Here is a 21,146-nt window from a genome sequence, read left to right as displayed (position 1 = left end):
ATAACATATTACCGAAATAAAGCTTATTATCTGTCCTGTATTCGAAACCGATTATTTCCCATAGTAAAAAGGCCTTGTACTTTACAAGACCCAGACGTCACTCTTTATCCGATAGTTTTTCCTCTGTAAAGTAACGTAAAATGCCCATATAAATCGAACTGGCAACCTTTTCTTGATACCCATCACTGATAAGGCGTTCCCTTTCCTCAGTATTGGAAAGAAAGCCAATTTCCACAAGCGCTCCCGGTTTTTTAGCATAATTCATCAAATACACATTATTGATCGTTTTTGCATCACGCTTTGTATTTTCCAGGTTTCTAATGATTTCAGTCTGAATGAATTTTGCTACCTGTTCATTTTCCTCAAACCTGTTTGTATAAAAGGTTTGGGCACCTTTCGATGACGCTGATGGAAAAGAGTTCAAATGAATGCTTAAGAATAAGTCCGCTTCCGAATCATTGATCATTTCAACCCGATTCCGTAAATCTTCCTGTTTGCGCTGGCGAATCCCCTTTGTATTACCCTGTGCCAAATCCTCATCCTTCTCACGGGTCATGATGACAAGGGCACCCTGTTCCTGTAAATAGTCCCTTACCTTCAATGATACGGAAAGGGCAATTTCCTTTTCCATTACCTCTTGTACATTTGCCCCTCCGTCCATCCCTCCATGACCGGCATCCAATATGATTACCTTACCTGCCAACGGAAGGTTCCAAGAGTCCCAAGAATCATCTTCAACAAATTTAAAAGTCACAATTAAAAAAAGGACAAACAATCCCATAGCGATTCCTGTATATTTCAGCTTTCTGCGCATGACCGTTCCCCTTCCATGATCCCTCTATTAAAAAGTATGGGACAAACCATGGAATTAGAACAAGGAACGAGATTTTTGCCTTCTTAATGCAGTTTCATTTTATATCGTTTTTCACCAGTCTTAAAGCCGTCCAGCCACCACTCTCCCACAAACCCCTCACAGCAATAAAACAAACCTTCATCGAAAGCGTTATTTGCTGTAACTTCCCGCCAATACAAAATAAAGTTAAAAAGAGTATCGGTCAAAAACTTTTCTTCCTTCCAGGACCTGGCCCTTACATCGTCCTCTGACTCACCGTAATAGCCAAACTTACTATAGTTCGCCCCTAATAAATAAGCCTCGATAGCTACATCAAAGTAGCCTTCTTCCAAGACATCCATCAAATCCTGTCCAAAGTAACGCTGGATTCTTCCCTTCATATCCTCAATAGAAAGATCCCTGAGCAATCTACGTTCGAACTTCAGTTGCCTTTCCCTTTGCATCTCCTGTAAACCTAATATCACAGCCATATTTCACCTCCGGGGCTTTCCCCATTTCCCAAATTATTTCCCAAGACATAATTTAGTTTTTGCGTTCTATTTTGAACCATTCATTTATTCTATTGGCAAAAAATAATGAGGATAAGTTCAGCAAGTGCAGGACGATGATCTAGTTTTATAAGAACACTGTTAAAAGGAAGATTGCACATTTCGGATGATAAAAGTCTGCCTGCACGGATTATAGAACAGAGATGTAAGCCGTTGAGAAGGAGCCAGTATTTCCTTTGAAATATGATGCGATTCGCGCGGACCTGCAAACGCACCTCCTGGGTAACAAGGCATACGATTGAATTTTCCGGAGGTTTTCTCGTTTTACACTTAGATCATATGGACCCAAGAAACTTCCCCCCCCCGATAACTTGCAACTCAGGACGCTACCCGAGGCTGTCTTTGCCGACTTGGGTGCTCACTGGGCATGTCTCTCTGGACATTGATTAATACTAGTTATTCAAGTCCTGTTCTTCTATCTCATGAGCATCAAGCTTATCCATGTTTTGTTTCCTCTTCTTTCCCCCTTAGTAAAGAGTCGATTAGGATGACAAATAAATCATCTTTAACAAAACAGACGGATGTCATGGAGAAAGGGTATAGATAAAAATGGTCAAATATATAAGCGTGAAAAAATTCTAATCTTGGCTTTAAGATTAAATAAAAAGGACATCCCTGATAAATGGATGTCCATAATATAACTTTTTATAATAGCGAAGTCATTTAATAGCTGCTTTATTAGCAGGTATCTTATTTTTATTTGTCCGGAATTCCCGGCGCAGTTTGTCATCAAACGGATACTTTTTTTGGTCGTAACATCAATCCCTATATCTGTCCGGCTCTTTTCATTAAGCGGCCTACAAGCGGCACTACAATTATACCGGCTATTATGACCTGCATTACGTTACCAGGGACGGAGCCGAATGGCTGTATCCAGTTACCGTAAAGGATAACTTCAGCAAAATAATAGCCCACGATTTTTATGATCAACGCAACGGCAATGGCCAATGTGTATACATATTCTCTTTTGCCGGGTACCTTTTCGGATATGAGTCCGACTAAAAAGCCCATTGCACCTACTATGATGAATGTAAACGGTGCCCATGCTGCCCAACCAGATAAAAGATCAAATAGGGCCATTCCGAATGCTCCTGCTATGGCCCCTGTTTTTTTGCCGTAAACCAAGGCTGCTATAAAAAGAGGAACGTTACCCAGATGGATTAGGCCTCCGTTACCCATTATCGGGAGCTTGATGTTGATGAATGTCGCTACAATGGTTAATGCGATGAAAAGGGCATTGATGACTAAGGCCTTTGTTTTAGTTGTTTCTGTCGCTGAGAATGTTGAATTCATATGAAGTCCTCTTTCTTATTTTAGTATTATCATACTCCTAATCAGAAACTTAATAAATATGGATTTTACAAATAAACCTGTATTACATAAATAAACTCATCTTCCAACGAATGGCACGCAACTGTCTCCAACTCTGAAACGCCTTTACCGCGGCGTTTCATTTGTATTTGATGCTGGAAAGACTAGGATGAATTGAAAAATGACGCAGAAAGGCATTCAGAATTCATGATGTGGTCTAATCTTTTACAGGGCCTAAAAAAGACACTGAACCATGAAGGACGACTATTAAAAACTGTGAAAATCTAAAACATCAGAACAAAACCGCGACATTAATGAAATTCAAGGTTGATTCAAACGAAAGTAGAATCAGTGCACTCTGTACATTAAATAAATTTGATTGGCAATATAATCTGAACTAAAATGAAGCCCCTGTCTTAACCACCATATTATAATGCCTACCAATGAGGCTGTTTTAATATCAATGGCAACATAATCAGCTGCTAAATCCTTCTTGGAATTCTTCCTCCTTATTTCTACTAATTGCTTTAATAATGAAAACAATTGGTCCTCAAACAGATTCGTATTAAATAAAATAAGTAAATAATTTCGATGGATATATAAGTAATCAAGCAATTGTGTTAGCTGTTGTTTTTCTGATAAATCTTTTGCATGTATTAAAGCAACAATTTTATCAGAAAGCTCATTTAAAATCTCATCGGTGATTTGCGTTAGTAAATCTTGAATATCCTGATAATGTAAGTAAAATGTTGTTCGATTTAATCCTGCATTGGCTGCGATTTTCTGAACCGTTAAATTTGAAATTGCGGGATCCTCGCATAAGAGAGCAATGACAGCATGTTTAAACATTTCTCTTGAACGAATTGTACGAGGATCTTCTTTTTTAGGTATAGACATTTTTAACTCCTTTATAGCTTTTTCTTTTACTTTCTCAACAGCATATATTTCTATGTCGATTAGTGAACATTTTCATGAAAACTGTTCATGGTAAGGAACATATATTTTTGTTACCATCGATTTTATCGACACAATGTTGAGAATGCAAGTCAAAAATAAAGGGGTTGTCGACAGAAATGGAAATAACAGAAGGAAATAAAAAAGTTTTATTAATTGTATTGATTGCTGGCTGTTTTTTATCAACATTAAATCAGACTTTATTAAATGTTGCATTGAGTGGTTTAATGGATGTATTTCAAGTAACGGCTGCAACTGTACAATGGTTATCAACAGGCTTTATGCTAGTAAACGGTGTTTTAGTACCAATTACGGCTTTTTTAATGAAACGGTTTACAACAAGGCAGCTATTTATTAGCTCGATGTTTTTTTTGCTCATCGGATCGGTAATTTGTGCATGTGCGATGAATTTTGGCATGCTGTTAACGGGAAGAATGATTCAAGCAATTGGTGCCGGGATTATTATGCCTCTAATGATGACAGTTATTTTATATTTATATCCTAGCGAAAAGCGTGGAAGTATTATGGGGACAATTGGCTTTGCGATGATTTTTGCTCCAGCCATCGCTCCTACATTTTCTGGTTTTATCATTGAGTATGTTTCATGGAGATGGCTATTTATTGGGTTAATCCCATTTATATTAATTGTCATTGTTCTAGCGTTCAAATATTTAATGAATGTTGCAGAGACAACAAAAGCAAAATTAGATATCACAAGTGTCATTTTATCAACGATTGGTTTTGGCTGCATTTTATTTGGATTCAGTAGCGCAGGAAGCAAGGGTTGGGATAATCTCGTTGTCATTACTACAATTATCGTCGGAATAATCGTGACGACTCTATTCTGTTTACGTCAAATGAAATCCAGCGATCCATTATTAAATTTATCCGTATTTAACAATAGAATTTTCACTCTGACATCATTCATCAATGTACTAATTACGATTATTATGTATGCTGATTTAATTCTTTTACCAATTTACTTGCAGAATGGACGAGGTTTTACAGCATTTGAAGCAGGTTTGCTGTTATTACCTGGAGCTGTGATTAATGCCTTCTTATCCCCTATCACTGGTAAAATGTATGATAAATACGGTGCTAAACCACTCTTTATTACAGGTTTACTATTTATCATTGTTTCGATGTGGGGAGTCATTGATATAAACGAATCAACAACCTATATGTATTTAATGGTTCGTACCATTATTTTACGAATTGGATTAAGTTTTATTACCATGCCTTTAAATACAGCAGGGTTAAATGCTTTACCACGAGAATTGGGTTCCCATGGTTCAGCTGTAAATAATACCATTCGCCAATTGTCAGGTGCTATTGGCACAGCAGTTGTCATCACAGTGTATACAATGCAAGCAACTTTACATGCCTCTGAGCTATCAATGCAAAATGAAAACATTACAGCTATACGACTAGAGGCATTAGCTTCTATCTTTGGCTCAAGTGATGCCTATGTTTTTATGTTAATCTTATCTATTGTGGCGTTAATTTTTACATGTTTTATGCCTAAAAAAGCCACAATCAAAAAAAGTGAAAGTGAATCCCATAACTAAAATTATTAATAATGGAGTCTTTAAAATAAAGCATATCTGGGATATCCCAGATATGCTTTATTATTTTTAATATATCTCAGTCCCACATAATAAGGTTCATGGAGCATGATGTGATCAAAATCTTTTTCCGGACAAAAAAAGACCCCCAACCAAATGGTTGAGAGCTTTTCGAAACGATAATGGAATTAACGTTTTGAGAACTGAGGTGCACGACGTGCGCCTTTAAGACCGTATTTTTTACGTTCTTTCATACGTGGGTCACGAGTTAGTAAACCAGCAGTTTTAAGAGATGGACGGTATTCTGGATCAACTTGAAGCAATGCACGAGCGATACCGTGACGGATTGCTCCAGCTTGACCAGTGTATCCACCACCGCTAACGTTTACTAGAACGTCGTAATTTCCAGTAGTTTCCGTTGCAACTAGTGGTTGGTTAACAACTTCACGTAATGCTGCGAAAGGAATATATTCATTAATGTCACGACCGTTAATAACGATGCGACCTTCGCCTGGTACTAAACGTACACGAGCTACTGAGCTCTTACGGCGACCAGTACCATAATATTGAACTTGTGCCAAGATAGTAACCTCCTTAGTAATTATCCGCGTAATTCGTATACTTCTGGTTGTTGAGCAGCGTGAGGGTGCTCAGCTCCAGCGTATACGTGTAATTTTTTGTAGATTTGACGACCAAGAGAATTCTTTGGAAGCATACCTTTGATAGCAAGTTCAAGCATTCTCTCAGGGTAGTTTGTACGCATTTCAAGAGCAGTTCTAGTTTTAAGACCGCCTGGATGCATAGTGTGACGGTAATAAATTTTGTCAGTCAATTTTTTACCAGTCAAGTGGATTTTTTCAACATTGATTAGAATTACATGATCACCAGTGTCAATGTTAGGTGTAAAAGTTGGTTTATGTTTACCACGTAAGATGGATGCTACTTCAGTAGAAAGGCGACCCAAAGTTTTGCCTTCAGCGTCAATCACATACCATTTACGTTCTACTTCATTAGCTTTCGCCATAAATGTCGTACGCATGGTTAACCTCCTAAAAAACTTTTTAATTTTTTATATTTATTTTCAATCACAATAAACTTCCGGGGCTTATCGTGGGATTAAAATACATACCATATTATATTAACTTCTCCCAGATTCATTGTCAAGGGAATGTTACACTAGGATAAGTTGTCTATAGAATACTCTCTGCAACTCCATGAAAAGGTCAGTATAGCGCCAAACCGCTCCATTACTGATTTCTTCCCGTTTATCAGTTGTAAAAAAACTGGTATCACAACAGAAATATTTTTATTTGTAAAATACTTTCCATAAATACAAGCCTTGGGCTGGTGCTGTTTTCCCTGCAAAACTGCGGTCTTTTTTATCCAATATCCCGATCATATCCCGGGGTGCCATCTTGCCGCTGCCGACTTCCAGGAGTGTCCCAACCAAGATACGTACCATATTATACAAAAAACCTTCCCCAACGAAGCGAAAAACCATGACACCATCGCTCTCTTCAAAATCGATTTCTTGAATAGTTCGAACTTTATCGACCACTTCCGTTTTTGCCGAACAAAAACTTGTAAAGTCATGTGTCCCTATCAAATAGGAAATGGCTTCCCTCATCGCCTTCCTATCTAATGGGTAGGGATAATGGTAGGCATAATTACGTTGGAACGGATCCCGTAGATTGGATCGGGCTATGATATAACGGTACTCTTTCCCAGTCGTATGGAACCTCGCGTGAAAATCGTCAGGCACGATATCGACTTCCAAAACGACAATATCGGTCGGAAGAAGGGCGCTGAACGCCTTTACCCAATTTTCAGTAGGAAATGTAAGGGGCGATTCAAAGTGAATGACCTGCCCCTTTGCATGGACCCCTGAATCTGTCCTGCCTGAAGCAGTCACCTTTATAATTGAGCCTTTGTGCATTTGTGCTAAGACTGCCTCGAATTCACTTTGTATGGTTCGTTTCTCAGGCTGCACCTGATACCCAGCGAAATCCGTGCCGTCATACGCGATCACACATTTATATTTTGGCATAGTACTCTTCCTTAATATGAACGTAATAAAAATAACATGACCGTAAGAAGACCTATTGAGACCATTAAAAGGCTATCACTCGTCTTCCAGTCCAATTGGCGGTATTTCGTGCGGCCTTCCCCACCACGATATCCTCTTGATTCCATGGCAGTTGCCAATTCTTCTGCCCGTTTGAATGAACTCACAAATAAAGGAACAAGCAGCGGTACAATCGATTTAACCCTGTCCTTTACTGGACCAGATGAAAAGTCAACTCCCCTTGCCGTTTGAGCCTTCATGATTTTTTCCGTTTCCTCCATTAGCGTTGGAATGAACCGAAGGGCAATGGACATCATCAATGCTAGTTCGTGTACAGGCATTTTCCACTTTTTCAAGGGACCCAACAGCTCTTCCATTCCATCTGTAATGGATATCGGAGTTGTCGTCAATGTTAATAGTGACGTAACAAGGATTAGTAAAGTAAATCTTACGGATATGAACAAACCTTGAATCAAACCGCCTTCATAGATCTCGAACCAACCGTATTCAAAAAGCAATTCCCCTTCTTTCGTAAACAATATATGGAGAAGGAAAGTAAACACGATTAAGAAAAAGATAGGTTTTAACCCATTATAAAGATATCGAAGCGGTATCTTCGAAAGGCTAATCAAAAGGATGGTGAATACCGCGAGTAAACCATAAGAAACGACATTATTCGCCAAAAAGATGACACAAACAAACAGAAACACAAGGAGCAATTTAGCCCTTGGATCCATCCTGTGTATCAGGGAGTCAGCAGGTACATAGCGCCCGATGATCATTTTATCCAGCATCAGCGGTTCCCCCGTTTCATGGCTTTATCTATTTCTATCGCTAAATCACCGATATTAAGACACGGTTGATCAAATCTAACCCCAAGTTCCTTCTGGAGCTTGAGCTGAAAACGCACCGTATCAGGTACATCCAGGCCAAGCTCAAGTAATTGTTCTGGCTCGGAGAAGATTTCCTGCGGAGTTCCTTTTTTGAACACCGTACCCTGGTGCATGATAATTATGTCATCCGCGTACTTTGCTGCATCCTCCATACTATGTGTCACCAGAATTGTAGAAATGCCCCTTACTTTATGCAAATCATAAAACATGTTCATTATTTCTTTGCGTCCCCGTGGATCCAGTCCCGCTGTAGGCTCATCCAGTACCAATACTTCCGGCTCCATCGCAAGTACCCCGGCAATGGCCACCCGTCGCATTTGTCCGCCGGATAGATCGAATGGAGATTTTTCAAGAATTTCCTCACTCAATCCAACTTGAGCGATGGCTTTCCTGGCCAGTTTCTTAGCATCGGTTTCAGAAACCCCAAAATTCATAGGTCCGAAACATATATCCTTTTCAACCGTTTCATCAAATAGCTGATGTTCCGGAAACTGAAAAACAATTCCGACCTTTTGTCTAATTGGCCGCAATGCCTTTTCTTTTCTTCCAGCCTCGATCGTCCGGTCCCCAATGAAGACCCGACCCTTTGTCGGTTTTAAAAGAGCATTCAAATGCTGCAGTAGCGTCGATTTCCCGGACCCTGTATGCCCGATGATTGCGGTATAGGTTCCCGGCTCCATAGAAATATTGACATCATGAAGGGCGAGATGTTCAAAAGGAGTATTCACCTGATAGCGGTATTCTACATCATCGAGTGTAATTCGCATAAATCCTTCACCAACTCTTCCTCTGTCAAATGCCCATCAACCACACGAACACCATTTTTTTGTAACTCTTTGGTAAGTTTCACTGAAAAGGGAATATCCAGACCAAGAGCAATTAATTCTTCCTCTAATTCAAAAATATCCTGAGGCGGTCCTTCACGATATAACCGACCTTGGTTCATGACTATCATTCGATCAGCTTTCGCAGCTTCCTCAAGATCATGGGTGATTGATATGACGGTAATCTCGTTTTCCTGTTTTAACTCCCTAACTGTTTCAAGCACTTCTTCACGGCCTCTTGGGTCAAGCATGGAGGTTGCTTCATCTAAGATGATTATGTCTGGCTGCAAGGCTATTACACCTGCTATGGCCACTCTTTGCTTTTGACCGCCGGATAGATGGTGCGGCTCTTGATTAAGAAAGGCATTCATTTTAACCTTATTTAACGCACCATGAACACGCTCCACCATAACCTGCTGAGAAACACCGGCGTTTTCTAAACCAAAAGCCACATCATCCTGAACTGTAGTGCCTACAAATTGATTATCTGGGTTTTGAAAAACCATGCCAATTTTTTGGCGCGCATCCCAAACGGTTTCTTCCGTCAATAGTTGATCATTAATCGTAATGGTACCTGAGTTAGCGAACTGAAGTCCATTCAGTAACTTCGCTAATGTCGACTTGCCAGAACCATTATGCCCGACAATCGCAAGCCACTCCCCCTGATGAATATCAAATGAAACATCATCCAAGGCGTTTCGAGACTGACCCTCATATTTAAAAATAATATTTTTTAAAGAAACCAGCTTCTTCCCCATGTGGCCCTCCTCATCCTCGACTGCACTCGTCTAATCTAAACTCTGCTCAATCAACATAAACATAGTGGTATTTCTTCTGAAAATATAAAAAAACGCTGCACCCCTTCCACCGAAAGAATTTTCGGTAAATTAAGAGCAGCTTACAGCGGGCCTGTTACGAAAAACAGGTTATCTTATAATCGCTTATCAAAAGCGGGAAGGGATGCTTGAGCTAGACGTGAAGGCTCCCTGTATAAACAGGTTCCGCCAGCCATCGTAACACTCAATGCGAATTTCTAAATAACAGAATTTCTATTTTAAAAAAAGAAAAAGGGCATAGAACAAGTGAGTTTATTCATTTGTCCCGCCCTTTTTCATCGTTGTTATTAAACTAATTCAATAACCACGACTGGTGCACCGTCACCGCGGCGTGGACCAACTTTCATGATACGAGTGTATCCACCTTGACGTTCTTCATAACGTGGAGCCACGTCACTGAATAGTTTTTGAAGGGCATCTGTGCCATTCTCAGCGTCAGCGATTTCGTTACGGATGAATGATGCAGCTTGACGGCGTGCATGCAAGTCACCACGTTTACCAAGAGTGATCATTTTATCTACTACAGAACGTAATTCCTTTGCACGTGCTTCAGTAGTTTCAATGCGCTCATGGATAATAAGATCCGTAGCTAAATCACGAAGTAATGCTTTACGTTGTGCGCTAGTGCGTCCTAACTTTCTGTAACCCATTAGAGATTCCCTCCTTTGTTGAAGTTCTATATTGTGTGTCTAAACAAGGCTCACAACATAATGGATTGATTCCGCCATGTTATCAGTCGTCTTTACGAAGACCTAAGCCTAATTCTTCTAGTTTCGCTTTCACTTCTTCAAGTGATTTACGGCCTAGATTACGTACTTTCATCATATCTTCTTCCGTTTTATGAGCTAGCTCTTGAACGGTATTGATTCCAGCACGCTTCAAGCAGTTGTAAGAACGAACAGAAAGGTCTAATTCTTCGATCGTCATCTCAAGAACTTTTTCTTTTTGATCTTCTTCTTTTTCAACCATGATTTCAGCATTTTGAGCTTCATCGGTTAACCCAACAAAGATATTTAAATGCTCTGTTAAAATCTTAGCTCCAAGTGCTACCGCTTCTTGCGGACCCGTACTGCCATCAGTCCAAACATCGAACGTTAACTTGTCAAAGTTAGACAACTGTCCAACACGTGTATTTTCAACTTGGAAAGATACGCGTGAAACTGGAGTGTAAAGAGCATCGATTGGAATTACACCAATTGGCTGATCTTCTCTCTTGTTTTGAACAGCAGGAGTGTAGCCGCGGCCGCGACGTGCAGATAAACGCATACGCATATGACCGTTTTTACCAATTGTAGCAATATATAAATCCGGATTAAGAATTTCTACATCACTATCATGAGTGATATCAGCAGCCGTGATGACTCCGTCACCTTGAACGTCAATTTCCAGCGTCTTCTCTTCATCAGAGTAAATCTTAAGAGCTAGTTTTTTCACATTAAGAATGATAGATGTTACATCTTCCACGACGCCTTCAATTGTTGAGAACTCATGTAGCACTCCATCAATTTGTATAGCTGTGACAGCAGCACCTGGGAGTGAGGATAAAAGGATACGACGTAAGGAGTTACCCAATGTAGTACCATACCCACGCTCTAGTGGCTCTACGACGAATTTACCGAATTTGGTATCGTCGTTGATTTCAACCGTTTCGATTTTTGGTTTTTCTATTTCGATCATCAATAAACCCTCCTTCAAAACGTCAAAACCCCGGCAAGTAAACTAAGTCACTTAAACCGAAATTCCCCATGTATACGTTCCCGCTGTGCGCAACAACTGAAAATTAATCCTCTGTAAGAACGCAAACTCAGTATTATATCCCATTATTGACAGGAATACAAAATCTATACAGAAAAATTAAACACGGCGACGTTTTGGTGGACGGCATCCGTTATGTGGAACTGGAGTTACATCTTTAATTGCAGTTACTTCTAGGCCAGCAGCTTGAAGTGCACGAATAGCAGCTTCACGTCCAGCACCAGGTCCTTTAACTGTAACTTCAAGAGTTTTCATACCATGTTCAATTGATGTTTTAGCAGCTGTTTCAGCAGCCATTTGTGCAGCAAATGGAGTGGATTTACGAGATCCACGGAATCCTAGAGCTCCAGCACTTGACCAAGAAATAGCATTACCATGAGAGTCAGTGATCGTAACGATAGTGTTATTGAAAGTTGAACGAATATGTGCAATACCAGTTTCTATATTCTTTTTCACACGACGTTTACGTGTATTAGTTTTACGTGCCATGAAAAGTAACCTCCTTTACTAATTATTTTTTCTTGTTAGCTACAGTACGACGAGGTCCTTTACGCGTACGAGCATTGTTTTTTGTATTTTGACCGCGGACAGGAAGACCACGACGGTGACGTAAACCACGGTAAGAACCGATTTCCATTAAACGTTTGATGTTTAGGGAGATTTCACGACGAAGGTCGCCTTCTACTTTAAGCTTGTCAATGATATCACGAATTTTATTCAATTCGTCTTCCGTTAAGTCACGAACGCGAGTTTCTTCAGAAACGCCTGCTTCTGCAAGAACTTTCATCGCTGTTTGTTTTCCAATACCATATATATATGTTAATGAGATAACAATACGTTTGTCACGGGGAATATCTACTCCAGCAATACGTGCCATGCTTGAGTGCACCTCCTTCTATTTAGCCTTGTTTTTGTTTATGTTTAGGGTTTTCGCAAATAACCATAACTTTACCTTTTCTGCGGATAACTTTACACTTTTCGCAGATTGGTTTGACTGATGGTCTGACTTTCATTGCTATCTAACCTCCTTATACAGATCGGAGCGTAACCGGATTATTTGAACCGGTATGTGATTCTGCCGCGAGTTAGATCATACGGGGAAAGCTCAACCGTAACTTTATCTCCAGGCAAAATGCGAATAAAGTGCATACGAATTTTACCGGATACATGAGCTAAAACAGTATGACCATTTTCTAATTCTACCTTAAACATTGCATTTGGCAAAGTCTCTTGTACTGTGCCTTCTACTTCAATTACATCATCTTTCGCCATTAAAGTGATTCTCCCTTCTCTATGCGTGAACCTATTAAAGGTACACATCTTTCCGTCAACATTACTACAGTCCAATTATCCTCATAAGTCTTACAATTCTGCATCAAGTATTCACCATTTTGTAGAACCAGGCTTTAACTGAGGACCTTTATCAGTTGGACCGAAATGAGGATTTTATGGGTCCTCATGTAAGTCTTGACCGATTCCGTGACCGACATACTCTCGAATAGAGAAGCAATTAGTCTCGACATAGGTTTGAATAGCATGGGAGATGTTTGAAAGGCGCACGCCTGACATAGCTTCTTTCAACCCTCTATATCACGACTCTTTAGGAATCCCAATAGAGTCACTGCATTTCTTCATCAATTTTGCCGACCGGATATGTCCATGAAGATCACTTAAAAAGTAATCGCCCAATTCAGGGAATACCAAGTACAAGAACCTGATTAATAAATGTGCGAATGCTCTCGCGAAATCCATTATACCCTTTGTATTAAAGGAATGCACCAAGTTTAAATAGTAAGATATAAAAATGGTATGAATTTCATAAATCAATACGAATGATTAATTTTGTAAAGCACCTAATAACACATCGATATTTTCAAATACCTTATTAATATCTTGCTGTCCATTAATGTTGACCAAGTATCCTTTGTCTCCGTAGAAATCAAGAAGTGGCTTGGTTTGTTTCAAATTCACATCTAAGCGATTTTGAACCGTTTCTTCATTATCGTCAGCACGTTGATATAATTCTCCGCCACAGCGGTCGCATACATCATCTTTAGCAGGAGGATTGAATACAAGATGATATGTCGCACCACATGATTTGCAAATACGACGTCCTGTCAATCTTTCCATTAAGATGCTTTTATCCACATCGATATTAATGACAAAATTTATTTTTCGATCTAAATCAGTAAGAATGCTTTCAAGTGCCTCTGCCTGTGCCACAGTACGTGGAAATCCATCAAGCAAAAAACCCTTTAGGCAGTCTTCCTTGCTTAAACGTTCACGTACAATGCCAATGGTAACTTCATCAGGTACCAATTCGCCTTTGTCCATGAATGATTTTGCCTTTAGACCTAATTCTGTTCCATCTTTGATAGCTGTTCGGAACATATCTCCAGTAGAAATATGAGGGATATTATATTTTTCTACGATTTGTTCAGCTTGAGTGCCCTTACCAGCACCCGGCAGACCCATTAACACTAGATTCAATTTTCTTCCCCCTCAAACTCTATAATGGGTAAAGGGAACAAACCGTTCCCAAAACTCATTACTTTATAAAGCCTTTATAGTGTCTCTTCACAAGTTGTGATTCCAGTTGCTTCATCGTATCAAGGGCAACCCCCACTACGATTAGCAAACTAGTGCCACCAATCTGTGCAGATTGAGGTAGATCAGCAAGCTTAATGAAAAATACCGGTAAAACGGCAATGATGGCTAAGAATATAGAGCCTACAAACGTTAATCGGTATAAAACACGTGTTAAATATTCTTGTGTACTCTTACCTGGACGAATCCCCGGCACATAGCCACCTTGCTTTTTCAAATTCTCAGCCATTTGTTCAGGGTTAACCTGAATGAATGCATAAAAATACGCAAAAGCAATGATAAGAGCAACATAAATGATCATACCAATTGGCTTGGTGTAATCAAGATTTGTTGATATCCAACTAGTGACGCTGTTCTTTCCGAAGAAAGAAGCGATTGTAGTGGGAGTAATGATAAATGCCATTGCAAAGATTACCGGAATAACCCCCGCAGCATTTACTTTCAATGGTAAATGTGTAGACTGGCCACCCATTTGTGTACGACCTACCGCAGCACGTTTCGCATACTGAATAGGAATTTTTCGTAATGCCTGCTGAATGAAGATGACAGCAACCACGATTGCTAATACTGCTAAAACAATGAGGATAATCGTTATGATTCGTAAGAATAATTGATCCCCGGCATTTTCAAATTGTTGGGCGTAGATCTGATTTGCCGTAGTTGGCAAACTAGCTACGATACCAGCAAAGATTATGATGGAAATCCCATTACCCACACCCTTAGCAGTGATCAGCTCCCCTAACCACAAAAGAAAAGCTGTTCCTGCCGTTAAGACAGTCGCAATAAGCAAGTATGTTGCAATTCCAGGATTTTCAATCAACTGGCCACCTGACATATTATTGAACCCATAAGACATACCCAAAGCTTGGATGAATCCTAGGATAATAGTGAAGTAACGAGTGAATTGAGCTAATTTACGGCGCCCTGCTTCTCCTTGTTTAGACCATTCAGTGAACTTAGGTACAACATCCATCTGTAATAGTTGAACGATGATAGATGCCGTGATGTATGGCATGATACCCATCGCTAATATGGAAAAGTTTTGTAGTGCTCCGCCGCCAAAGGTATTTAAAAGACCGATGACGCTCAGCTGGTCCTGTTCAGCGAGAAAATCGGCATTCACATGCGGTACAGGTATAAATGTACCGATGCGATAGACGATTAACATTAGAAGGGTAAAAATAATCTTATTCCTTATTTCACCCACGCGCATAAAATTGGAGATCGTGCGAAACATTAGATCACCTCTGTATTACCGCCAGCAGCTTCGATAGCTTCTTTAGCAGTAGACGAGAATTTGTGAGCTTTAACAGTAAGCTTTTTCTCAATGCTTCCTTTGGCAAGAATTTTGATTCCTGCTTTTTCTTTACTTACAACTCCAGTCTCAAGTAAAAGAGCTGGTGTTACTTCAGTACCGTCTTCGAAAAGATTTAACGTATCGAGATTCACGATAGCATAGTCTTTACGGTTGATGTTGGTAAATCCACGTTTAGGTAGACGTCTGAATAGAGGAGTTTGTCCCCCTTCAAATCCAAGACGCACACCGCCGCCGGAGCGAGCGTTTTGTCCTTTATGTCCTTTACCTGCTGTTTTACCGTTACCAGATCCAATACCGCGACCTTTACGTTTACGTTCTTTACGAGAACCTTCTGCAGCTTTTAACTCATGAAGTTTCATGTTGGCACCTCCTTGTTAAGTTAAAAATTATTTTATTGTTCTTTTACAGTAACAAGATGAGCAACTTTGGTAATCATACCGCGAATCGCAGGGTTATCTTCATGAGTAACCGTTTGATGCATTTTGCGTAAACCCAAAGTGTTAACTGTAACACGTTGATCTTCTGGACGACCAATCAAGCTGCGAGTGAGGGTAATTTCTAATTTATTAGCCATAATTCGATTTCCCTCCTTATCCTAACAGTTCTTGTACTGATTTTCCACGTAACTTAGCTACGTCTTCAGCACGTTTCAATTGCTTCAATCCTTCAAGTGTTGCGCGAACCATATTAATAGGTGTATTAGTACCTAGTGATTTAGACAAGATATCGCTAACTCCGCCTAATTCAAGTACCGCACGAACAGGACCACCAGCAATTACTCCTGTACCTTCAGAAGCTGGTTTCAATAGAATGTGACCTGCGCCATAGCGACCGTTCACAAGGTGAGGAATTGTAGTTCCAACCATTGGTACTGTAATTAGATTTTTCTTAGCATCCTCAATAGCTTTACGGATAGCATCCGGAACTTCTTGAGCTTTACCAGTACCAAATCCAACATGACCATTTTTATCACCAACAACAACTAGTGCAGTGAAACGGAAACGACGTCCGCCTTTAACAACTTTAGCTACACGATTTACTGTAACTACGCGTTCTTCAAGTTCTAATTTATTAGGATCAATGCTACGCATCTGTTATGTCCCTCCTTATCCATTAAAATTCTAAGCCGTTTTCACGAGCAGCGTCAGCCAATGCTTTAACACGACCATGGAAGAGGTAACCACCGCGGTCAAATACCACAGCTTTGAAACCTTTTTCAACAGCACGTTTCGCAATAAGTTCGCCAACTTTTTGAGCTGCTTCAGCATTGCTACTAGCTTCGATACTGATCTCTTTATCAAGAGTTGAAGCACTTGCTAATGTTACGCCTTGTGCATCGTCAATTAATTGTGCGTAAATGTGTTTGTTTGAACGAAACACATTTAAACGAGGACGAGCTTCTGTTCCAGAAAGCTTAGCACGTACACGTGCATGTCTTTTCTGACGAGTAGCATTTTTATCAAGCTTCGTAATCATTTACGTCACTCCTTTCGTTTACTTATGCGGCATTACTTACCAGTTTTACCTTCTTTACGACGAACGAATTCGCCTTCGTAACGAATACCTTTACCTTTATACGGTTCAGGTGGGCGAACATCACGGATATTAGCTGCTAGAGCTCCTACGCGTTCTTTGTTTGCACCTTTGATGATTACTTTTGTATTAGAAGGAACTTCGACTTCAACGCCCGCTTCTGGTTCTATTTCTACAGGGTGGGAATATCCAACGTTAAGGATAAGCTTAGTACCTTGCTTTTGTGCACGGTACCCAACCCCAATAAGTTCAAGTGATTTTACAAATCCTGTTGATACACCTTCAACCATGTTAGAGATAAGTGCGCGAGTAGTTCCGTGTAAAGAACGGTGAGCCTTCTCGTCAGACGGACGTGTTACAGTTAACACGTTCTCTTCAACAACGATTGTAAGATCAGGATTGAATGATCTAGTTAATTCACCTTTAGGTCCTTTAACAGTTACTTCACTTCCGTTAACAGTAACTGTTACGCCTGCAGGGATTTCAATAGGTTTTTTACCTATACGAGACATATTGTGCACCTCCATTCTTGTGAAAATGTATTACCAAACGTATGCTAAAACTTCTCCGCCAACTTGTTTAGAGCGAGCTTCCTTGTCTGTTAAAACTCCGTGAGAAGTAGAAACAACTGCGATACCTAAACCGTTAAGAACGCGTGGTACCTCTCCAGTTTTTGCATATACACGCAAACCAGGTTTGCTGATACGTTTTAGACCAGTGATAACACGTTCGTTGTTTGCACCGTATTTTAAGAAGATACGGATGATACCTTGTTTGTTGTCTTCGATTAATTCAAAGTCACGTACGAAGCCTTCACGCTTTAAGATCTCAGCAATTTCTTTCTTGATCTTTGAAGCAGGAACTTCTAGTTTTTCGTGACGAACCATATTCGCATTACGGATGCGAGTAAGCATATCTGCAATAGGATCTGTCATGACCATTATATTTTACCTCCTTCCCAAACTCGGGTTTTACCAGCTAGCTTTTTTAACGCCAGGAATTTGTCCTTTATATGCAAGTTCGCGGAAACAAATACGACAAAGTTTAAATTTACGTAATACAGAATGTGGACGTCCGCAACGTTCGCAACGTGTATATTCTTGTACTTTAAACTTTTGTTCGCGTTTTTGCTTTACGATCATAGACTTTTTAGCCACGATTTCGCCTCCCTTTATTTAGAGATTACTTTTGGAACGGCATTCCAACTTGAGTAAGTAGTTCACGAGCTTCTTCGTCAGTGTTGGCAGTCGTTACGATAACGATATCCATACCACGAACTTTGCTCACTTTATCGTAATCAATCTCAGGGAAGATAAGTTGTTCTTTAACACCTAATGTATAGTTCCCACGTCCGTCAAAGGATTTCTTTGAAACGCCGCGGAAATCACGTACACGTGGTAAAGATACAGATACTAGCTTATCAAGGAATTGATACATACGCTCTCCACGTAATGTAACTTTCGCTCCGATAGGCATACCTTCACGCAAACGGAAGCCTGCGATTGATTTTTTAGCTTTTGTTATAACTGGTTTTTGACCAGTGATCAATGTAAGTTCTTCAACAGCTGTATCTAAAGCTTTTGAGTTAGATACTGCGTCACCCACACCCATGTTAATAACGATTTTCTCAATGTTTGGTACTTGCATTACTGATTGATAGTTGAATTTACCCATCAATGATGGTGTAATTTCACTTCTGAATTTTTCTTTAAGGCGGCTCATTGCTTAGTGTACCTCCCTTCATTTATGACTTATTTATCTAAAGATTCACCTGATATTTTAGCTACGCGTACTTTTTTACCATTTTCAATCTTATATCCAACACGAGTCGGTTTACCTGATTTAGGATCAAGTGGCATTACATTGGATACGTGAATAGCAGCTTCTCTGCTGATAATTCCACCTTGTGGATTAATTTGAGATGGCTTGGAATGCTTTTTCACGATGTTAATTCCTTCAACAAGCACACGATTTTGTTTCGGATATGCTTCAAGAATTGTTCCTTGTTTGCCTTTGTCCTTACCAGAGATGACTACGACTTTGTCACCTTTTTTAACATGCATTAGCTTGGCACCTCCTTGAAAGGCTTTATACAATTTTTACATATTATAGAACTTCTGGAGCTAGAGAAACGATCTTCATGAAACTATTGTCACGTAATTCACGAGCAACAGGTCCAAAAATACGAGTTCCACGTGGGCTCTTATCGTCACGGATAATTACACATGCGTTTTCATCAAAACGAATGTAAGAACCGTCAGGACGACGCATACCACGTTTTGTACGGACAACAACAGCCTTAACGACTTCACCTTTTTTAACAACGCCTCCTGGTGTTGCCTGTTTAACTGTACAAACGATGACATCACCGATGTTTGCAGTTTTACGGCCAGAACCACCTAGGACTTTAATTGTTAGCACTTCACGAGCACCTGAATTGTCAGCGACTTTTAAACGAGATTCTTGTTGAATCATGTACGGTACCTCCCTTCGGAATTAGCTTAATCCGAACTATATTAAATGATTACTGCTTTTTCTACTACTTCTACAAGACGGAAGCGCTTTGTAGCTGAAAGTGGACGAGTTTCCATGATACGTACTACGTCGCCTGCTTTAGCTTCGTTTAGCTCGTCATGAGCTTTTAACTTTTTAGAGTATTTCACGCGTTTACCGTATAAAGAATGCTTTTTATAGGTTTCTACAACAACTGTTACTGTTTTATCCATTTTATCGGATACTACGCGGCCAGTGTAGATTTTGCGTTGGTTGCGTTCGCTCATTCTGCAAACCTCCATTCATTATCGATTAGTGACACCGATCTCTCTTTGACGAACAACTGTTTTCATACGAGCAATCGATTTGCGAACTTCACGGATGCGAGCTGTATTTTCAAGTTGTCCAGTAGCTAACTGGAAACGAAGATTAAATAGTTCTTCTTTAAGAGATTTTAGTTTTTGTTCAATTTCAGCAGTGGTTAGATCTTTGATTTCATTAGCTTTCATTTGTTTCACCACCAATTTCCTCTCTTTTTACAAACTTGCATTTGATTGGAAGTTTGTGTGCTGCAAGGCGCAATGCTTCTCTTGCCACCTCTTCAGATACACCAGAGATTTCAAACAATACTTTGCCCGGTTTAACAACTGCTACCCAACCTTCAGGAGCACCTTTACCGGAACCCATCCGTACTTCAAGCGGCTTAGCTGTGTAAGGTTTGCTTGGGAAAATTTTGATCCAAACTTTTCCTCCACGTTTCATATAACGAGTCATCGCAATACGAGCTGCTTCGATTTGGCGGTTAGTGATCCAGGAAGCTTCTTGAGCTTGAAGTCCAAATTCTCCAAAATGAACTTCAGTGCCGCCCTTAGCCATCCCTCTCATCTTACCGCGGTGTTCACGACGGTATTTTACGCGTTTTGGCAATAACATATTATTTTCCTCCTTCCTCAGATTTCTTCTTAGTAGGAAGAACTTCTCCACGGTAGATCCAAACTTTCACGCCTAGCTTACCGTAAGTAGTATCTGCTTCAGCATGAGCATAATCTATGTCAGCACGAAGTGTGTGAAGTGGAACTGTTCCTTCGCTGTAATGTTCAGCACGAGCAATATCAGCACCGCCAAGACGACCAGAAACCTGAGTTTTGATTCCTTGTGCGCCAGAACGCATAGTACGTTGGATAGCTTGTTTTTGAGCACGACGGAATGAAACACGGTTTTCTAATTGACGAGCGATGTTTTCAGCAACCAATTTTGCGTCAAGATCTGCTCTTTTAATTTCAATGATATTGATATGAACTCTTTTGCCAGTTAACTGGTTCAAAGCTTTACGAAGTGCTTCAACTTCAGTACCGCCCTTACCGATAACCATTCCTGGTTTAGCAGTGTGAACAGATACATTGATACGGTTAGCTGCACGTTCGATTTCAACTTTGGATACAGAAGCATCACTTAAACGTTTCGCGATATACTCACGAACTTTAAGGTCTTCATGCAAAAGAACTGCGTAGTCTTTATCAGCGTACCATTTGGATTCCCAATCACGGATGATCCCGATACGCAAACCGACTGGATTTACCTTTTGACCCAC

At 40.1% G+C, this 21,146-nt stretch carries 34 protein-coding genes; 1 reads left to right on the top strand and 33 read right to left on the bottom strand.

Features of this window, described 5'->3' with window-relative positions:
• Positions 1-97 precede the first annotated feature (97 nt).
• The 4 genes from cwlD to ACDZ29_RS11415 form a co-directional block, all read right to left on the bottom strand.
• Positions 98-814: an N-acetylmuramoyl-L-alanine amidase CwlD gene (cwlD, locus tag ACDZ29_RS11430; RefSeq protein WP_289323347.1), complete on the bottom strand. Its 717-nt coding sequence runs from the start codon at positions 812-814 to the stop codon at positions 98-100.
• Positions 815-897: 83 nt separating this feature from the next.
• Positions 898-1,323, bottom strand: coding sequence for a DUF2521 family protein (locus tag ACDZ29_RS11425; RefSeq protein ID WP_375090851.1), 426 nt, complete (start codon positions 1,321-1,323; stop codon positions 898-900).
• An 843-nt stretch (positions 1,324-2,166) separates the two neighbouring features.
• A complete protein-coding gene (locus ACDZ29_RS11420; RefSeq protein ID WP_370013579.1) occupies positions 2,167-2,694 on the bottom strand; it encodes an ECF transporter S component in 528 nt (175 codons plus the stop codon).
• A 366-nt stretch (positions 2,695-3,060) separates the two neighbouring features.
• Positions 3,061-3,609 carry a TetR/AcrR family transcriptional regulator gene (locus tag ACDZ29_RS11415; RefSeq protein WP_375090850.1) on the bottom strand — a complete coding sequence of 183 codons (549 nt, stop codon included), beginning with the start codon at positions 3,607-3,609 and terminating at the stop codon, positions 3,061-3,063.
• Positions 3,610-3,785: 176 nt separating this feature from the next.
• Between ACDZ29_RS11415 and ACDZ29_RS11410 the strand changes: the two genes are divergently transcribed.
• Positions 3,786-5,234, top strand: coding sequence for a DHA2 family efflux MFS transporter permease subunit (locus ACDZ29_RS11410; RefSeq protein ID WP_375090849.1), 1,449 nt, complete (start codon positions 3,786-3,788; stop codon positions 5,232-5,234).
• A 185-nt stretch (positions 5,235-5,419) separates the two neighbouring features.
• Here the strand turns inward: ACDZ29_RS11410 and rpsI are convergent, their stop codons facing one another.
• The 29 genes from rpsI to rpsC form a co-directional block, all read right to left on the bottom strand.
• The gene (gene rpsI / locus ACDZ29_RS11405) at positions 5,420-5,812 is read right to left on the bottom strand and encodes a 30S ribosomal protein S9 (protein ID WP_034304957.1); all 393 of its coding nucleotides are present in this window, start codon (positions 5,810-5,812) and stop codon (positions 5,420-5,422) included.
• A 20-nt stretch (positions 5,813-5,832) separates the two neighbouring features.
• A complete protein-coding gene (gene rplM / locus ACDZ29_RS11400; RefSeq protein ID WP_034304960.1) occupies positions 5,833-6,270 on the bottom strand; it encodes a 50S ribosomal protein L13 in 438 nt (145 codons plus the stop codon).
• Positions 6,271-6,537: 267 nt separating this feature from the next.
• Positions 6,538-7,278, bottom strand: a complete 741-nt coding sequence (gene truA / locus ACDZ29_RS11395; RefSeq protein ID WP_375090848.1) for a tRNA pseudouridine(38-40) synthase TruA — start codon at positions 7,276-7,278, stop codon at positions 6,538-6,540.
• Positions 7,279-7,289: 11 nt separating this feature from the next.
• Positions 7,290-8,090: an energy-coupling factor transporter transmembrane protein EcfT gene (locus ACDZ29_RS11390; protein WP_289318655.1), complete on the bottom strand. Its 801-nt coding sequence runs from the start codon at positions 8,088-8,090 to the stop codon at positions 7,290-7,292.
• Positions 8,090-8,956: an energy-coupling factor ABC transporter ATP-binding protein gene (locus ACDZ29_RS11385; protein WP_289318654.1), complete on the bottom strand. Its 867-nt coding sequence runs from the start codon at positions 8,954-8,956 to the stop codon at positions 8,090-8,092. Before ACDZ29_RS11385 ends, ACDZ29_RS11390 begins: the two co-directional genes overlap by 1 nt.
• Positions 8,932-9,771, bottom strand: coding sequence for an energy-coupling factor ABC transporter ATP-binding protein (locus tag ACDZ29_RS11380; protein ID WP_289323335.1), 840 nt, complete (start codon positions 9,769-9,771; stop codon positions 8,932-8,934). Before ACDZ29_RS11380 ends, ACDZ29_RS11385 begins: the two co-directional genes overlap by 25 nt.
• Positions 9,772-10,136: 365 nt before the next feature.
• The gene (gene rplQ, locus ACDZ29_RS11375; protein WP_034304973.1) at positions 10,137-10,499 is read right to left on the bottom strand and encodes a 50S ribosomal protein L17; all 363 of its coding nucleotides are present in this window, start codon (positions 10,497-10,499) and stop codon (positions 10,137-10,139) included.
• An 82-nt stretch (positions 10,500-10,581) separates the two neighbouring features.
• A complete protein-coding gene (locus ACDZ29_RS11370) occupies positions 10,582-11,526 on the bottom strand; it encodes a DNA-directed RNA polymerase subunit alpha (protein WP_053349049.1) in 945 nt (314 codons plus the stop codon).
• 177 nt (positions 11,527-11,703) lie between these two features.
• Positions 11,704-12,093 (bottom strand): 30S ribosomal protein S11, encoded by a 390-nt coding sequence (rpsK, locus tag ACDZ29_RS11365; protein ID WP_028390438.1) that lies wholly within the window; start codon positions 12,091-12,093, stop codon positions 11,704-11,706.
• A 22-nt stretch (positions 12,094-12,115) separates the two neighbouring features.
• Positions 12,116-12,481 (bottom strand): 30S ribosomal protein S13, encoded by a 366-nt coding sequence (gene rpsM, locus ACDZ29_RS11360; RefSeq protein ID WP_057915228.1) that lies wholly within the window; start codon positions 12,479-12,481, stop codon positions 12,116-12,118.
• Between the two features lie 22 nt (positions 12,482-12,503).
• Positions 12,504-12,617 carry a 50S ribosomal protein L36 gene (gene rpmJ, locus ACDZ29_RS11355; RefSeq protein ID WP_003156543.1) on the bottom strand — a complete coding sequence of 38 codons (114 nt, stop codon included), beginning with the start codon at positions 12,615-12,617 and terminating at the stop codon, positions 12,504-12,506.
• Positions 12,618-12,657: 40 nt separating this feature from the next.
• Positions 12,658-12,876 carry a translation initiation factor IF-1 gene (gene infA, locus ACDZ29_RS11350; RefSeq protein ID WP_028390440.1) on the bottom strand — a complete coding sequence of 73 codons (219 nt, stop codon included), beginning with the start codon at positions 12,874-12,876 and terminating at the stop codon, positions 12,658-12,660.
• 174 nt (positions 12,877-13,050) lie between these two features.
• Positions 13,051-13,173: a M24 family metallopeptidase gene (locus ACDZ29_RS11345; protein WP_289318652.1), complete on the bottom strand. Its 123-nt coding sequence runs from the start codon at positions 13,171-13,173 to the stop codon at positions 13,051-13,053.
• 267 nt (positions 13,174-13,440) lie between these two features.
• Positions 13,441-14,094: an adenylate kinase gene (locus tag ACDZ29_RS11340; RefSeq protein ID WP_289318651.1), complete on the bottom strand. Its 654-nt coding sequence runs from the start codon at positions 14,092-14,094 to the stop codon at positions 13,441-13,443.
• 58 nt (positions 14,095-14,152) lie between these two features.
• Positions 14,153-15,448 (bottom strand): preprotein translocase subunit SecY, encoded by a 1,296-nt coding sequence (gene secY / locus ACDZ29_RS11335; RefSeq protein WP_289318650.1) that lies wholly within the window; start codon positions 15,446-15,448, stop codon positions 14,153-14,155.
• Entirely contained in the window at positions 15,448-15,888 is a 441-nt protein-coding gene (rplO, locus tag ACDZ29_RS11330; protein WP_034304982.1) for a 50S ribosomal protein L15, read from the bottom strand. Before rplO ends, secY begins: the two co-directional genes overlap by 1 nt.
• Positions 15,889-15,920: 32 nt before the next feature.
• On the bottom strand, positions 15,921-16,103 hold the full coding sequence (gene rpmD / locus ACDZ29_RS11325) for a 50S ribosomal protein L30 (RefSeq protein ID WP_289318649.1): 183 nt from the start codon (positions 16,101-16,103) through the stop codon (positions 15,921-15,923).
• A gap of 16 nt (positions 16,104-16,119) precedes the next feature.
• Positions 16,120-16,620, bottom strand: coding sequence for a 30S ribosomal protein S5 (gene rpsE / locus ACDZ29_RS11320; protein WP_289323333.1), 501 nt, complete (start codon positions 16,618-16,620; stop codon positions 16,120-16,122).
• 22 nt (positions 16,621-16,642) lie between these two features.
• Positions 16,643-17,005, bottom strand: coding sequence for a 50S ribosomal protein L18 (rplR, locus tag ACDZ29_RS11315; protein WP_061440390.1), 363 nt, complete (start codon positions 17,003-17,005; stop codon positions 16,643-16,645).
• A gap of 32 nt (positions 17,006-17,037) precedes the next feature.
• Positions 17,038-17,574, bottom strand: coding sequence for a 50S ribosomal protein L6 (rplF, locus tag ACDZ29_RS11310; protein ID WP_289318648.1), 537 nt, complete (start codon positions 17,572-17,574; stop codon positions 17,038-17,040).
• A gap of 30 nt (positions 17,575-17,604) precedes the next feature.
• Positions 17,605-18,003, bottom strand: coding sequence for a 30S ribosomal protein S8 (gene rpsH, locus ACDZ29_RS11305; protein ID WP_053349057.1), 399 nt, complete (start codon positions 18,001-18,003; stop codon positions 17,605-17,607).
• Positions 18,004-18,033: 30 nt separating this feature from the next.
• Positions 18,034-18,219, bottom strand: coding sequence for a type Z 30S ribosomal protein S14 (locus ACDZ29_RS11300; RefSeq protein WP_034304998.1), 186 nt, complete (start codon positions 18,217-18,219; stop codon positions 18,034-18,036).
• 25 nt (positions 18,220-18,244) lie between these two features.
• Positions 18,245-18,784 carry a 50S ribosomal protein L5 gene (gene rplE, locus ACDZ29_RS11295; RefSeq protein WP_034305000.1) on the bottom strand — a complete coding sequence of 180 codons (540 nt, stop codon included), beginning with the start codon at positions 18,782-18,784 and terminating at the stop codon, positions 18,245-18,247.
• Between the two features lie 29 nt (positions 18,785-18,813).
• The gene (gene rplX / locus ACDZ29_RS11290; RefSeq protein WP_061440387.1) at positions 18,814-19,125 is read right to left on the bottom strand and encodes a 50S ribosomal protein L24; all 312 of its coding nucleotides are present in this window, start codon (positions 19,123-19,125) and stop codon (positions 18,814-18,816) included.
• A 43-nt stretch (positions 19,126-19,168) separates the two neighbouring features.
• Positions 19,169-19,537, bottom strand: coding sequence for a 50S ribosomal protein L14 (gene rplN / locus ACDZ29_RS11285; protein ID WP_061440386.1), 369 nt, complete (start codon positions 19,535-19,537; stop codon positions 19,169-19,171).
• 41 nt (positions 19,538-19,578) lie between these two features.
• The gene (gene rpsQ / locus ACDZ29_RS11280; protein ID WP_034305007.1) at positions 19,579-19,842 is read right to left on the bottom strand and encodes a 30S ribosomal protein S17; all 264 of its coding nucleotides are present in this window, start codon (positions 19,840-19,842) and stop codon (positions 19,579-19,581) included.
• A gap of 18 nt (positions 19,843-19,860) precedes the next feature.
• The gene (gene rpmC / locus ACDZ29_RS11275) at positions 19,861-20,064 is read right to left on the bottom strand and encodes a 50S ribosomal protein L29 (RefSeq protein ID WP_034305010.1); all 204 of its coding nucleotides are present in this window, start codon (positions 20,062-20,064) and stop codon (positions 19,861-19,863) included.
• Positions 20,054-20,488 carry a 50S ribosomal protein L16 gene (gene rplP, locus ACDZ29_RS11270; protein ID WP_053349061.1) on the bottom strand — a complete coding sequence of 145 codons (435 nt, stop codon included), beginning with the start codon at positions 20,486-20,488 and terminating at the stop codon, positions 20,054-20,056. Before rplP ends, rpmC begins: the two co-directional genes overlap by 11 nt.
• Position 20,489: 1 nt before the next feature.
• Positions 20,490-21,146 carry a 30S ribosomal protein S3 gene (gene rpsC, locus ACDZ29_RS11265; RefSeq protein WP_289318647.1) on the bottom strand — a complete coding sequence of 219 codons (657 nt, stop codon included), beginning with the start codon at positions 21,144-21,146 and terminating at the stop codon, positions 20,490-20,492.

The organism is Peribacillus sp. RS7, from assembly GCF_041956845.1.
Taxonomy (GTDB): Bacteria; Bacillota; Bacilli; order Bacillales; family DSM-1321; genus Peribacillus.
The sequence above is the reverse complement of the archived record's forward strand: the minus strand, read 5'-3'. Positions and strand labels throughout refer to the sequence as shown.